This is a genomic window from Streptomyces sp. NPDC048461, from assembly GCF_055587105.1.
Genome location: NZ_JBVJGW010000003.1, coordinates 1 through 13391, shown reverse-complemented (window position 1 = coordinate 13391; position 13391 = coordinate 1). Strand labels below are relative to the sequence as shown.

Below are 13391 nucleotides of genomic sequence, written 5' to 3'. Positions count from 1 at the left end.
GTCCGGCGCACCGGATCGGCGGGCAGACGGTCGACGGGCAGGCGGTCGGCGGGCAGGCGGTCGGCGGGTCAGTGGATCTGGGACACGACCACGTCGAGCGACCAGGCCTTGCCGGCCTTCGCGGGCTCCTCGGCCTCGACGGTGTAGCCCAGGTCCCGCAGGGCCTCGACCAGCTCGGCGGGCCCGGCCGGAACGGCCCCCGCCAGCAGCAGGTCCCGGACCATCCGGCCCTTCGTCGCCTTGTTGAAGTGGCTGACCACCGACCGCTTCTCCACGCCGTCGACGATCTGCGCGTGCAGCACCCGCACGGTCGCGGTCCGCCCCGCCACCTCGCCCTTCGGCTTCCACGCGGACGCGTACGCCGACGAGCGCAGGTCCAGGACCAGGCCCTCCCCCGCCGTCCGCGGCAGCGCCTGCGCCATCGGACCGCGCCAGTACGCGCCGAGCGCGCCCAGCCCCGGAAGCTTCACGCCCATCGAGCAGCGGTACGAGGGGATGCGGTCGGTGACGCGGACCGCGCCCCACAGGCCGGAGAACACCAGCAGCGCGTCCTCGGCGAGTTTGCGCGCCCCGGGGGTCAGGCCGGCCAGGTCCAGGGCGTCGTACAGGACGCCCGTGTAGACCTCGCCCGCCGGGCGGGCGGCCGCCGTGCGCAGCTCCGCGTTCTTGGCGACCTCGCCGCGCAGTCCCTCGCTCAGGCCCAGCACCTCGCGCGCCGCGGTGTCGTCGTCCGCGCCGCACAGGGCGACCAGCTCCTCCAGCACCGCGGCACGGGCCGGGGCCAGTGCGGGCAGCGACAGCGACCCGGGGTCCAGCGGTGCGCCGGAGCCGCCGGCGGCCTTTCCCTCGGAGGGCGGCAGCAGCACGAGCACGGTGGTTCTCCTTCGGTACGACACGGCGCAGGGGATGCGGCCCCGGAGCCAGGGTAGACGGCTCGCCGTGCCGCTCCGGCCGGACGGCCCTACGCTCGGTCCATGCCACGCCGTCACCTGCACATCACCGGCCCGGACGGGGCTGCCCTGCGGGCGGCGCTGCGTGAACTGCGGACGAAGCCGGAGGTGCCGCAGGAGTTCCCGGCCGAGGTGCTCGCCGAGGCGGAGCGGGCCGCCCGCGAGCCCCGGCTGCCCGAATACGACGCCACCGAGCTGCCCCTCTTCACCATCGACCCGCCGGGCTCCGTCGACCTCGACCAGGCCATGCACCTGGAGAGACGGCCCGGCGGCGGCTACCGCGTGCACTACGCCATCGCCGACGTCGGCGCCTTCGTCACCCCCGGCGGCCCGCTCGACGCGGAGGCCCACCGCCGCGTCACCACCCTGTACTTCCCCGACGGACGGGTCCCGCTGCACCCGGCCGTGCTCTCGGAGGACGCGGCCAGCCTGCTGCCCGACCGGACCCGCCCGGCGCTCCTGTGGCGCCTCGACCTCGACCCGGACGGCCGCGTGGAGACCGCCGACGTGCGCCGCGCGCTGGTCCGCAGCCGGGCCCGGCTCGACTACGACGGCGTCCAGAAGGCAGTCGACACCGGCGCCGCCGAGGAACCCCTCGCCCTCCTGAAGGACATCGGCCGGCTCCGCGAGGCCCTGGAGCGCGAGCGCGGGGGCATCTCGCTGAACGTGCCCGAACAGGAGGTCGTCGGGCACGACGGCACCTACCGCCTCGTGTACCGCGCCACCCTGCCCGCCGAGGGCTGGAACGCGCAGATCTCCCTCATGACCGGCATGGCCGCCGCCGACCTGATGCTCGCCGCCGGGACCGGCATCCTGCGGACCCTGCCCACCGCGCCGGACGGCGCCGTCGGGCGGCTGCGGAGGGCGGCGAAGGCGCTGGGGATCGACTGGCCGCACCACGTCCCCTACGCCGAACTCGTCCGTTCCCTCGATCCGCACCGCCCCGCCCACGCCGCCTTCCTCCAGGAGTGCACCACCCTGCTGCGGGGCGCGGGCTACACCGTCTTCACCGGCGGCCGGACCCCCGATCCGGCGGTGCACGCGGCGGTGGCGGCCCCGTACACGCACTGCACGGCGCCGCTGCGCCGGCTGGTCGACCGCTACACCGGCGAGCTGTGCGTGGCGGCGGCCGCCGGGGCCGGGACGCCCGAGTGGGTGCTGTCGGCGCTGGCGGCCCTGCCGCGGGAGATGGCCGACGGCACCCGCCGGGCGAACGCCGTCGAGCGGGAGTGCGTGGACCTCGTCGAGGCCGCCCTGCTCAGGGACCGCGTCGGGGAGGCCTTCGAGGCCACGGTGATCGACGTCCGGGAGCACGAGCCGCTGGTCGGCACGGTCCAGCTGGCGGATCCCGCGGTCGTCGGCCGCGTCGAGTCCGCCGGACCGGCGCTCCCCCTGGGCGAACGCGTCCGGGTCCGGCTGACGGAGGCGGACCCCGGCACGGCGAAGGTCCTGTTCGCCCTGGCCTGAGCGGGCGACGCCGACGGCGCGGGCGGCGCGAGCGGTGCGGGCGGGCCGGTCCGGGCGGATCGGTCCGGGCGGATCGGTCCGGGGCCGTCAGGCGGGCTGCCGCAGGGCGCCCACCAGGGCGCGCGGGTCGTCGGCGTGGAACCGGATCGTACGGGCCTCGCCCCGCCCGCCGAGCGGCCGGGTGAAGGGCAGCGGCCGGTTCAGCTCCACGGTCACCGAGGTCTGGCTGCCGACGATGAGGTCGAGCACCCCGTCCTCGGAGAGGGTGACGAGCCGGCCCTCGGGATAGCGCCGGTCGACCCGGACCGAGGCCACCGCGTCCGGCGGCACGGCGAGGTCGAAGAGGGCTCCGTAGCGGATCCGCAGGGACCCGTCGGGCCGCACCACGTGCGGCCGGGTGACGCAGGCGGCGTGCAGGGCGAGGACGAACGCGATGCCGTACAGGTCGAGCACCAGCACCACCCGGTGGACGGCCGGCCAGGGGATGACGAGGGCCAGGGCCACCGTCTCGATCACCGACACGAACACCAGGCCGTACATCATCGCCGTCTGGGGTCCGGTGTACGCCGCGGCGAGGTCCCCGGGACGCACCCCGTGCTTCCCGCGCAGCGCCCACCGGCCGAGGGAACCCGCGGCGCGCAGCTCGTGGACGAGCAGGCGGCGTACCGCCACCGGCACCACCTGCCGCAGCGCCGACCGCCGGGCCGTGGGCCGGTCCTCGCCGCGGGCGCGGGCGGCGGCGTACAGGGAGCGCAGCACGCAGGCCTCCAGCAGCAGCACCGCCAGGACGAGGACCTCGGCGCCCGCCAGCGCCCAGCCGGGCGGCCGGACCCCGGCCACCAGGCACCCGGCCAGGGCCAGTTCCCCGGGCAGGACGGCGGCGACCGCGATCCGTGCCGCCCGTACGCCTCGTGACCGTTCCCGCGCCCGGTCCTCCGCTGCGCCGCCGTTCATCCCCGGCCCCTCTCCACGAACGCTTCCATGAGCCGGCGGACGACCTCCGCCTGCGCGGGCGCGTACTCGGCGAGCAGCGCCTCCTTGAACCCGGCCACGACCGGCCCGTCGGCGGGGACCGCGGCGAACAGCGCGTCGGGGACGGCCGCCAGCAGGTCGTCGGCGAGGGGCCCGATCCGCGGATCGTCGGCGGGGGCCCCGGCGAGCGCGTCGAGGCGCTCGTACAGCGCGAGCACCGCCGGGTCGGCGGCCACGGTGGCGAGCACCTCGTACACCTCCCGGCCGCCGGTGCCGGTGGTGTCCAGCAGCGTCAGGTACTCGCGGTCCAGGGCTGCGCTCGGCGAGGCCGTCTCCGGGGCCCGCGCCAGCAGCGCGGCGAGCGCGGGCGAGACCGGCCCGGTGTCTCCGGGCGGCTCCGCGAGGAGCGCGGCCAGCCGCAGCCGCCGCTCCCGCAGCGCGGCCTCCTGCCGCGCCAGGTCGGCGTCGAGCTCGGCCAGTACGTCGGCCAGCTCGCGCCCGGCGTCGTCCGCGAGCACGTCGCGGACCTCGTCGAGGGCGAGGCCGAGCTCGGTGAGCCGGCGCACCCGGGCGAGCAGGACGGCGTCGCGGATGCTGTAGGCCCGGTAGCCGTTGGGGCGCCGCTCCGGTTCCGGGAGCAGCCCGACGTGGTGGTAGTGCCGGATCGCCCGGGTGGTGAGCCCGACGAGCGCGGCGATCTCTCCGATCCGCATGCCCTCCAGTAGAAACCCTGCCGCTGCGTCAAGGTCAAGGCGGGGCGCGGCCCCGGGTAGCATGGTCGGCACGACAGACGAGTCGGCCGGGCGGCCGCGTCGGGGTCTTGGGATCCCGCCGAGGAACGTCCGGGCTCCACAGGGCGGGGTGGTGGGTAACGCCCACCCGGGGTGACCCGCGGGACAGTGCCACAGAAAACAGACCGCCTGCGGCTTCGGCCGCCGGTAAGGGTGAAACGGTGGTGTAAGAGACCACCAGCGCCTGGGGTGACCCAGGCGGCTAGGTAAACCCCACCCGGAGCAAGGTCAAGAGGATCCGTCCCCGGACGGGTCTGCGCGAACGCTTGAGGGCTGCCCGCCCGATGTTCGCGGGTAGACCGCACGAGGCCGGCGGCAACGCCGGTCCTAGATGGATGGCCGTCTCCCCGGCGACCGCGAGGTCTCCGGGAGACAGAACCCGGCGTACAGGCCGGCTCGTCTGCCGCCCCCCGCCCCGCCCCGGCTCACCCCGGGCCCGGGGCGGTTTTTTCACCCCCGCCGCGCGCGGTCCGGCCCGCCGCGGGAGGGCTGCGGTCTCGCCTGTCGGACCGGTTCGCACCGGATCGTCCCCGGGACGGATCCTTGGCCCATGAGCAGACAACGGTGCGACCGGTGTGAGCTGATCGTCGGCGAAGGGTGCGACTGCCCCGGCGACGGGAGCAGCCCCCGTGCGGTGGACGCGGCCGCGGCCGCCCCCCGGGCCCGTCCGGGATTCGCCTTCGACAGGATCCTGATCTCTCCCCAGGGGTACGCGCACGTCCCGCGGGGCTGCGTCCACTGGGTGGACTCTCCGGAGGAGGCCGGGTGGGGGTGGATCCCCGACCCGCCCGCCGGGCAGTGGGCGGGGCTGGGCGAGGACCGCCCGGCGCGGGCCACCGCGGGCAACCTCGCCCGTACGGCCCGGCGGCGCTGCCCGGACTGCGAGCACTTCCTCGGCTGATCCGGCCCCGCGCCCGCCCCGCCCGGGCCGCCGACCGGTGGCGGGGGCGGCGCCGGCGGGCCGGGGGTCAGCGCAGGTGTGCGGTGTCGTTGAGCAGGCGGACCGAGGCGTTGCCGTCGGCGTAGTAGGCCACCTCCGACACCGAGGCCGCCGACAGCTCCATGCGGAACAGCGACTCCGGCGGGGCGCCCAGCGCGAGCCGGACCAGGATCTTGACCGGGGTCACGTGCGTGACCAGCAGCGTGGTGCGGCCCGCGTGCGCGGCCAGCAGCCGGTCCCGGGTCGCGGAGATCCGGCGGGTGGCGGCCGCGAAGCTCTCGCCGCCGCCCGTGGGGGCCGCCCGGGGGGAGTCCAGCCAGGCCTGGAGGTCCTCCGGGAAGCGCTCGCGCACCTCGGCGAAGGTGAGCCCCTCCCAGGCGCCGAAGTCCACTTCGCGCAGGCCCTCTTCGACCGTCACGGTGAGCCCGAGGCGGTCCGCGACGGCCTGGGCGGTCTCGCGGCAGCGGCGCAGCGGGGAGCTGACCACCGACTGGACGGTGCCGCGGGCCGCGAGGGACCCGGCGACGGCCGCCGCCTGGCGACGGCCGGCCGCGGACAGCTCCGGGTCGGAGCCGCCGCTGCCGGAGAAGCGCTTCTGCGGGGTGAGGGCGGTCTCGCCGTGGCGCAGCAGCACGAAGGTGGCGGGGGCGCCCATGTCGGGGCCCCAGCCGGGGGCGGCAGCCGTGTCCGCGCCCGCCACCGCGTCCGCGCCCGTGTCCTCGTCCTCGTCCTCGTCCCCGAACAGGGTGTCGGCGCGGGCGGGCTGCGCCGTCGCGCCGCCGCGCGCGCCGGTGCCGGCGGCGAGGGCGGCCCGTACGGCCGCCGCCCCGGCCGCGGCGTCGCCGACGGGACCCGACGGCGGCGGGGTGGCCAGGGCGCGGGCGGCACCCCGGTCAAAGACGGCCGTGGAGCCCGACGGCTCCCAGGGCCGGCCGCGCTTGGCCGCGTCCATCGCCTCGTTGGCGAGCCGGTCCGCGTGCTTGTTCTTCTCGCGCGGGATCCACTCGTACGTCACCTGCGCGCGCGGCAGGATCTTCGCGGCCTCCGCCGCGAGCGGCTTCATGTCCGGGTGCTTGATCTTCCAGCGGCCCGACATCTGCTCGACGACGAGCTTGGAGTCCATCCGGACCAGCACCTGCACGTCCGCGGCGAGTTCGCGCGCCGCCCGGAGTCCGGCGATCAGACCGCGGTACTCCGCCACGTTGTTCGTCGCGACGCCGATCGCCTCGGCGCGCTCGGCGAGCGTCTCGCCCGTCGCCGGGTCGAGGACGACCGCGCCGTAGCCGGCGGGCCCCGGGTTGCCCCGGGAGCCGCCGTCCGCCTCCACGACGACCCGGACGGGCTGCTGCATCAGACGCCCGAGTCGGCCGTACGGACCAGGATGCGGCCGCAGTTCTCGTGGCGTACGACCTGGTCGCGCGGCTGGGCCTTGATCTCGTTGACCTCGGCCATGTCGAGCTCCAGGCGGCAGCCCTCGCAGCGGCGCTGGTACAGGCGCGCGGCGCCGACCCCGCCCTGCTTCACGCGGATCTTCTCGTACAGCGCCATCAGGGCGACGGGCATGGCGGCGACGATGACCTCGCGGTCCTTCTCGATCTTGGCGACCTCGGCGTCGATCTCGGCGGTGGCCGCGTCGCGGCGCGCGGTGGCGTCCGCCGTCTCGGCCTCCAGGGAGGTGACCCGTCCGGTCAGGGCGGCGACCCGCTCCTGCGCGGCCTCCAGACGCTCCATGACCTCCAGGACCAGGTCCTCCAGGTCGCCCTGGCGCTTGGCGAGGGAGACGACCTCGTTCTGCAGGTTCGCCACGTCGCGCGCCGAGACGCCGACGCCCGAGTCCAGCCGCTGCTGGTCGCGGGCCGCGCGCGTGCGCACCTGGTCCACGTCCTGCTCCGCCTTGGTCTGCTCGCGCGCGGTGTCGCTGGCCTGGGTCTGGGCGGCGACGAGCAGGTCGCGCTGCTGGACGAGGTCCTTGGTGAGCGTGTCCAGCTCGGCGTGCACGGGCAGCGACTTGCGCTTGTGGGCGAGCTGAGACAGCCGGACGTCCAGGGCCTGGACGTCGAGAAGTCGGATCTGGTCGGCGGGCTCGGCGTTCAGTTGGGGGCTCCAGAGATAGAAGGGGTGCTCACGGACGGCGCGTGCGCCGTCCACGGGTCGGTGACCGTGCGCGAGACGTGGGTCCGCAGACCCCAGCCGTGGCGCTCGGAGATCGCGTCGAGCTGCGCGGCGGCCTGCTCGCACCAGGGCCACTCGGTGGCCCAGTGGGCGGCGTCCACGAGGGCGAGCGGGGTCTGCTCGCGGGCCTCGGACACGGGGTGGTGGCGCAGGTCCGCGGTCAGGAAGGCGTCGACGCCGGCGGACCGCACCTGGTCGAAGAGGCTGTCGCCGGAGCCGCCGCTGACGGCGACGGTACGGATGACCGCCTCGGGGTCGCCCGCGACGCGGACGCCCTGCGCGGTGTGCGGCAGCCGGGCGGCGGCGCGGGCGGCGAACTCGCGCAGGGTCTCGGGGTGGTCCAGCTCGCAGATCCGGCCGAGGCCGCGGCGGCCGGCCGGGTCGCTCGGGTCGGGTACGAGGGGTCCGGTGATCCGCAGGTCCAGGGCGCCCGCGAGGGCGTCGGAGACTCCGGGGTCGGCGGTGTCGGCGTTGGTGTGGGCCACGTGCAGCGCGATGTCGTTCTTGATCAGCGTGTGCACGACGCGGCCCTTGAAGGTGCCGGCCTCGACGGTGGTGGTGCCCCGCAGGTAGAGGGGGTGGTGGGTGACGATCAGGTCGGCTCCCAGCTTCACCGCCTCGTCGGCGATCTCGCGGACCGGGTCGACGGCGAACAGGACGCGGGTGACCTCGGCGTCGGGGTCGCCGCACACCGTGCCGACGGAGTCCCACTGCTCGGCCCGCGAGGGGGGCCAGAGAGCGTCCAGCGCGGCGATGACTTCAGAGAGACGGGGCACGGGCCAAGGCTACCGTCCGTGGCGACCGGCCCAAGGCCCCGGAGGCCGCGGGGCCGGCGGGCCGGCGCGGGGCCGCAGGGTGCGGGGCCCGGCCCGCCGGGGGCCGGCCGGGCGTCGTCCGGGCGTCGTCCTGACCGAAGCAGGTCGGGAGCGGGCCGGTCGGGGCCGGTGGGGAGCGGATCACGAGCGGGGTCGGAGCCGGTGGGGGCCGGTGAGGGCCGGTAGGGGCCCGGGAGATGCCCGGTACGGCCTGCCTAACCGATTCTGCACCCCAAACGCCCCGTTATCGCACAGCACAATCGGCACCTTCCGCACAGGCGAATCCCGGCGCGGCCACCCGTATGTGTGAAGCGGAGTTGCTGGTGTTGTTCGGCGTGACGTGCGAAAACTAGCTTCCACTCCGGAGGTGACGCACGGATGACTGTCTGTGCCATCGAGATGACGACCACGACCCCGTTCACGATCGCCGCGGACGGGTCGTACGCCGCCCGGCTCGCCGGGGACGGACAGGCGCGGTACGTGGAGCGCTGGACCCTCGCGGGGCCCGAGGCGTACGCGGTCCCGCTGCCGCTCGCGCAGCCCGAGGAGGCCGACAGCGAGGTGCTGCCGCTGGCGGACGGCCGGGTGCTGATCCACCGGCGGGTGGCGGACCGGCACGCGTTCGCCCTGCTGTACCCGACCGGCGCCGCCTCCGGGCCGCGCACCGGGGAGCTGTCCCTCGGGGCGGTCGACTGGGAGGAGGGAGTCCTGGTCACGATGCTGCCGCCGTCGCCGGACGGGCACTCGGCCTTCGCCCTGGCCGCGTCCGACGACGGGACCACGGTCTGGCGGGTGGCCGGCGGCCCCTACGGGCACCAGCGGGTCGCCCGCGTCCCGGGGCGGTGCTCCGGCGGCGTCTGGCTGGACCGGTCCGGCCGGCTGCTGGCCCTGGACCGCGAGCTGGACGGCACCGTCAAGGCCGTCGCCGTGGACCTGGGGTGCGGGCAGGTGTCCCCGCTGCTCCAGATCACCGAGGACAGCGACGACCGGCTGCTGCTGGCCGACCCCGACAGCGGGCTGCTGCTGCTCCGCTCGGACGCACCGGGCGAACCGCGCCTCGGCTGGGGGGTGCTGGGCAGCTCCCTGCCGGTGCGCTTCCCGGACTGCCTGCGCCCGGACGGCGCCTCGGCCGTGCCGTTCGCCGTGCAGCCGGGCCAGGCGCTGATGCCGGAGACCTGCGGGGTGGCGCTGCGGCTGGAGGGGGGCGGGCTCGCCCTGTGGCGGCCCGCCGACCGGCACGTGTTCCGGGTCGGCGCCCCGGCGGGCTGGCTCGGGGGGACCGGCCTGTGGAGCGCGGAGGGCCGGCTGCACCTGCCGTACTCGACGCCCGAGGTGCCCTGCGGGGTCCTCGGGATGAGCCTGCCGGCGGCGCCCCCGCCGCCGGTCCGCGTGGACCCACCGCCGCCGCCTGCGCCGCCGCGCCCGGTGCCGCTGCAGCAGGCTCCGCTGCGGTGACACCGGGCGCGGACGGGCCGGTGCCGGCCCCGGGGGCCGGGCGCGGCGGCCGTCAGCCGTGCTTGAGGCCCAGCACCTCCGTGGCCGCGAAGGTCTCGTTCGCCGGGCGCGCGTCGTAGTGCGGGGTGAGGAGCTCGTCGAGCTCCTCGTAGGAGAAGGACTCCTTGGCGGTGTCGAACTTGGCCGCCACCCTGGGGCGTTCCATCACGACGACGATCCCGCCGTGCACGACGAACAGCTGCCCGTTGGCCTTGGCGGAGGCGGGCGAGGCGAGGTAGCCGACGAGCGGGGACACGTGCTCGGGGGCGAGGGCGTCGAGCTTGCCCTCCTCCGGGACCTGGAACCCGGCGAAGACGTCCTCGGTCATCCTGGTGCGGGCGCGCGGGCAGATGGCGTTCGCCGTCACCCCGTACTTCGCGAGGGCCAGGGCGGTGGAGGTCGTCAGGCCGACGATGCCGCCCTTGGCCGCCGCGTAGTTCGGCTGGCCGGCCGAGCCGCCGAGGAAGGCCTCGGAGGAGGTGTTGACGATCCGGCCGTAGACCGGGCCCCCCGCCGCCTTCGAGCGCTCCCGCCAGTGCACGGAGGCGAAGTGGGTGGTGTTGAAGTGGCCCTTGAGGTGGACCCGGATGACCGAGTCCCACTCCTGCTCCGACATCGAGAAGACCATCCGGTCGCGCAGGATGCCCGCGTTGTTGACCAGGATGTCCAGCTTCCCGAAGCTGCTGACCGCCAGCTCGACGAGCTCGCGCGCCTGCTCGAAGTCGGCCACGTCGCCCAGGTGCGCCACCGCCTGCCCGCCCGCGGCGCGGATCTCCGCGGCCACCTCCTCCGCCGGAGCGGCCGAGGCCTCGCCGGAGCCGTCCCGGCCGCTCTGGCCGAAGTCGTTGACGACCACGCTCGCGCCGAGCCGTGCGAGCTCGACCGCCTCGGCCCGGCCGAGGCCGCGGCCCGCGCCGGTGACGATGGCGGAGAGTCCCTCAAGTGGCAGTGACATCCGTACGGTTCCTCTCGAAACGGGTCAGAGTTCGATGCAGGTGCGCAGGGCGGTTCCGGTGCGCATCTGGTCGAGGGCGTCGTTGATCTCGGCGAGCTGCACCCGGTGCGTGATCAGGCCCTCCAGGTCCACCCGGCCGGCCCGCCACAGGGCGATGGTGCGCTCGTAGGAGCGGAGCACGTCGCCGCCGCCGTACATCGACGGCAGGATCCTCTTCTCGTCGAAGAACAGCGAGAACATGTCGATCTGGAAGGTGTCGTCCATGGCACCGGCGCCGACCACGCACACGGTGCCGCCGCGCCGGGTCATCTTGTACGCGGTCTGGGCGGTGGCCGACTTGCCGACGACCTCGAAGACGTAGTCGAAGCCCTCGCCGCCGGTGATGCGGTTCTTGGCGTCGTCGAAGGCGTCCGGTGCGACGGCCTCGGTGGCCCCGAAGCGCAGGGCCGCCTCCCGTCGTGTCCCCACCGGGTCGACGGCGACGATCTGGGCCGCGCCCTGGATCTTGGCGCCCTGGATGACGGAGATGCCGACGCCGCCGCAGCCGATGACGGCCACGGAGGAGCCGGCCTCCACCCGGGCGGTGTTGATCGCGGCGCCGAGGCCGGTGGTGACGCCGCAGCCGATGAGGGCGGCGATGTCGAACGGCACGTCGTCGGGGATCGGCACGGCGCACTGGGCGTCGACGACGAGTTCCTCGGCGAAGGTGCCGGTGGCGGCGAAGCCGAAGATGTCGCCGCCCGCGCGGCGGAAGTTGGGGGTCCCCGCGTTGACCAGACTGGCCAGGCAGAGGTGGCCCTGGCCGCGCTTGCAGGAGGGACACCGGCCGCACGGCGGCAGCCAGCAGACGAGGACCCGGTCGCCCTGCTTCAGGTGCGTGACCCCGTCGCCGACGTCGGCGATCACCCCGGAGCCCTCGTGGCCGGGGACGAAGGGGGCCGGCTGCGGCAGGATCCCGCTCATCGCGGAGAGGTCGGAGTGGCACAGGCCGGTGGCCCTGATGCGGATCTTCACCTTGCCGGGACCGAGGCCCACGGCCTCCATGTCGTCGACGACCTCCAGCTTGTCCTGGCCGATCTCGCTCTGCAGTGCTGCGCGCACGGTGCGGCTCCTTCAGTCGGTCTGTCCTACGCGTGCTGGCGGTCTGTCTTACGCGTGTTCGACGACGGTGTCGGCGAGGACCGGCGCGTCGTCCCGGTCGGCGACGGTCACCGACACCAGGACGCGGCCGGGCTCCCGCCACATCCGGATGCGCAGCGTCTCGCCCGGGAAGACGATCCCGGCGAAGCGCGTGCGGTAGGCGCGGACCCGGGAGACGTCCCCGTCCAGCGCCGTGTCGACGACGGCCTTGAGGGTCATCCCGTACGAGCACAGGCCGTGCAGGATGGGCCGGTCGAAGCCGGCCAGCTTGGCGAACTCGGGGTCGGCGTGCAGGGGGTTCCAGTCGCCGGAGAGCCGGTAGAGCAGCGCCTGGTCCTCGCGGATGGTGCGCTCCTCGGTCCGGTCGGGCGCGCGCTCGGGCAGCTCCTCGCGGACGGAGGGCCCGCGCTCGCCGCCGAAGCCGCCCTCGCCGCGCACGAAGATCTGCGCGTCACTGGTCCACAGCGGCCCGTCGGCGTCGGCGACCTCGGAGCGCAGGACGATGACGGCCGCCTTGCCCTTGTCGTAGACGGCGGCGACCTTGGCGGTGGTGGTGGCCTCCCCCTTGACGGGGATGGGCCGGTGCAGCCGGATGGACTGGCCGCCGTGCAGGACGGCGGCGAGGTTCACGTCGATCCCGGGGGCGGCGAGGCCGCCCATCATGGCCATGCCGGCGCCGGCGACGGTCGCGAAGCTGGGGAGGACGTGGAGCTTGGACTCCAGGGTGTAGCGCAGCTCGTCGGGGTCGGTGGCGGGCAGGCCCGCGCCGAGGCCGAGGTGGTAGAGCTGGATGTCCTTGTGGTCCCAGCCGATGTCCCCCCGGCGGGGGTCTGCGGCGAGGGCCTTGGCGGCATCGATCGGCATGAGGATGCTGCTCCTTGTTCTTTGGAAGACCTCGGTGCGGCCGTCCGCACCGTCGGCCGCACCGAGGTCGTATGCGGGACCGGCACGGGAGCACATGCTAGAACGCGTTCTAGGACTGGGCCGGTGAAGGAATGTATAACGCACCCCCCAGCAGTTGGGAAGACTCCCGGCCCGACTCCTGACTGAACGTCAGATATGATTCCCGCCTGGCGCGCTCTGTCCCGATCGGGGGCCCGAGGCCTAACCTGGCCGGGTGGACGAAATGCCCGTTGCGCACCGGCCTGCCCGATCCCTGCGCGTGCTGCTGCACCCGCCGAACCCGGCGCTGGCCATCCAGCTGGGCCTCCAGCCGGACATCGAGGTCGTACGGGACCAGCTGGCGCGCCCGGCGGTCGCGCTGGTGGAGGAGGTGACCTCGGTCGGGGAACTGCTGGCGGAGGATCCGGAGTGCCGGGTGCTGGTCCTGACGGGGTCCGCGCACCCGGGCCTGGCGGCCGCCGCGCTGGCCGCGGGGGCGGCGGGGCTGGTCCTGCGGGACGGCCCGCTGGAGGACCTGGCGGACGCCCTGCGCCGCGCCTCCCGCGGCGAAACGGTGATCGACCCGGCCCTGACCGGCCCGTAGCCCCACCCGGGGCTCCGCCCCGGACGGCCCGATTCCAGCCCCGCCGGCGTTCACCTTCCAGCCCCGCCGGCGTTCACCTTCCAGCCCCGCCGGCGTTTGAGGCGCGGGGTCCGGGGCGGAGCCCCGGGTCCGTACCGCCGCCCCCCCGCCCCCCCCCCGCCCCCCCCGGCCCCCCCCCCCCCCCCCCCCCCCCCCCCCCCCCCCGGGGC

The 13391-nt window shown here is 75.4% G+C and carries 13 protein-coding genes and 1 other RNA gene; 5 read left to right on the top strand and 9 right to left on the bottom strand.

Going from position 1 to position 13391, the window contains the following annotated elements; translation table 11 throughout:
* Window positions 1-68: 68 nt before the first annotated feature.
* Entirely contained in the window at window positions 69-872 is an 804-nt protein-coding gene (gene yaaA / locus ACZ6S8_RS05680) for a peroxide stress protein YaaA (protein ID WP_469452817.1), read from the bottom strand.
* A gap of 102 nt (window positions 873-974) precedes the next feature.
* Here yaaA and ACZ6S8_RS05675 point away from each other — a divergent pair, with 102 nt between their 5' ends.
* Window positions 975-2417, top strand: coding sequence for an RNB domain-containing ribonuclease (locus tag ACZ6S8_RS05675; protein WP_469452816.1), 1443 nt, complete (start codon window positions 975-977; stop codon window positions 2415-2417).
* An 87-nt stretch (window positions 2418-2504) separates the two neighbouring features.
* Here ACZ6S8_RS05675 and ACZ6S8_RS05670 read toward each other — a convergent pair whose 3' ends face one another.
* Window positions 2505-3371 (bottom strand): hypothetical protein, encoded by an 867-nt coding sequence (locus ACZ6S8_RS05670; protein WP_469452815.1) that lies wholly within the window; start codon window positions 3369-3371, stop codon window positions 2505-2507.
* Window positions 3368-4102, bottom strand: a complete 735-nt coding sequence (locus tag ACZ6S8_RS05665; RefSeq protein ID WP_469452814.1) for a MerR family transcriptional regulator — start codon at window positions 4100-4102, stop codon at window positions 3368-3370. Before ACZ6S8_RS05665 ends, ACZ6S8_RS05670 begins: the two co-directional genes overlap by 4 nt.
* A gap of 78 nt (window positions 4103-4180) precedes the next feature.
* On the opposite strand from ACZ6S8_RS05665, the gene rnpB reads away from it, so the two are divergent.
* An RNA gene (gene rnpB / locus ACZ6S8_RS05660) (RNase P RNA component class A) lies at window positions 4181-4583 on the top strand.
* Window positions 4584-4730: 147 nt separating this feature from the next.
* Window positions 4731-5081, top strand: a complete 351-nt coding sequence (locus ACZ6S8_RS05655) for a hypothetical protein (protein WP_469452812.1) — start codon at window positions 4731-4733, stop codon at window positions 5079-5081.
* Window positions 5082-5148: 67 nt separating this feature from the next.
* Here ACZ6S8_RS05655 and ACZ6S8_RS05650 read toward each other — a convergent pair whose 3' ends face one another.
* Genes ACZ6S8_RS05650 through ACZ6S8_RS05640 form a run of 3 tightly spaced genes read right to left on the bottom strand, consistent with a single transcriptional unit; the run spans window position 5149 to window position 8068 of the window.
* A complete protein-coding gene (locus ACZ6S8_RS05650; RefSeq protein ID WP_469452810.1) occupies window positions 5149-6471 on the bottom strand; it encodes a bifunctional RNase H/acid phosphatase in 1323 nt (440 codons plus the stop codon).
* Window positions 6471-7214 carry a zinc ribbon domain-containing protein gene (locus ACZ6S8_RS05645; RefSeq protein ID WP_469453545.1) on the bottom strand — a complete coding sequence of 248 codons (744 nt, stop codon included), beginning with the start codon at window positions 7212-7214 and terminating at the stop codon, window positions 6471-6473. Before ACZ6S8_RS05645 ends, ACZ6S8_RS05650 begins: the two co-directional genes overlap by 1 nt.
* Window positions 7211-8068 carry a Nif3-like dinuclear metal center hexameric protein gene (locus ACZ6S8_RS05640; RefSeq protein ID WP_469452808.1) on the bottom strand — a complete coding sequence of 286 codons (858 nt, stop codon included), beginning with the start codon at window positions 8066-8068 and terminating at the stop codon, window positions 7211-7213. The genes ACZ6S8_RS05645 and ACZ6S8_RS05640 overlap by 4 nt, the downstream gene beginning before the upstream one ends.
* A gap of 417 nt (window positions 8069-8485) precedes the next feature.
* Between ACZ6S8_RS05640 and ACZ6S8_RS05635 the strand changes: the two genes are divergently transcribed.
* Window positions 8486-9562 carry a hypothetical protein gene (locus ACZ6S8_RS05635; protein ID WP_469452807.1) on the top strand — a complete coding sequence of 359 codons (1077 nt, stop codon included), beginning with the start codon at window positions 8486-8488 and terminating at the stop codon, window positions 9560-9562.
* 52 nt (window positions 9563-9614) lie between these two features.
* Here the strand turns inward: ACZ6S8_RS05635 and ACZ6S8_RS05630 are convergent, their stop codons facing one another.
* Genes ACZ6S8_RS05630 through ACZ6S8_RS05620 form a run of 3 tightly spaced genes read right to left on the bottom strand, consistent with a single transcriptional unit; the run spans window position 9615 to window position 12560 of the window.
* On the bottom strand, window positions 9615-10556 hold the full coding sequence (locus tag ACZ6S8_RS05630; RefSeq protein ID WP_469452805.1) for a 3-oxoacyl-ACP reductase: 942 nt from the start codon (window positions 10554-10556) through the stop codon (window positions 9615-9617).
* Between the two features lie 24 nt (window positions 10557-10580).
* Window positions 10581-11657, bottom strand: a complete 1077-nt coding sequence (locus tag ACZ6S8_RS05625; RefSeq protein ID WP_469452803.1) for a Zn-dependent alcohol dehydrogenase — start codon at window positions 11655-11657, stop codon at window positions 10581-10583.
* A 48-nt stretch (window positions 11658-11705) separates the two neighbouring features.
* Window positions 11706-12560: a MaoC/PaaZ C-terminal domain-containing protein gene (locus ACZ6S8_RS05620; protein WP_469452802.1), complete on the bottom strand. Its 855-nt coding sequence runs from the start codon at window positions 12558-12560 to the stop codon at window positions 11706-11708.
* A 262-nt stretch (window positions 12561-12822) separates the two neighbouring features.
* On the opposite strand from ACZ6S8_RS05620, the gene ACZ6S8_RS05615 reads away from it, so the two are divergent.
* A complete protein-coding gene (locus ACZ6S8_RS05615; protein WP_469453543.1) occupies window positions 12823-13182 on the top strand; it encodes a response regulator in 360 nt (119 codons plus the stop codon).
* Window positions 13183-13391: the final 209 nt, after the last annotated feature.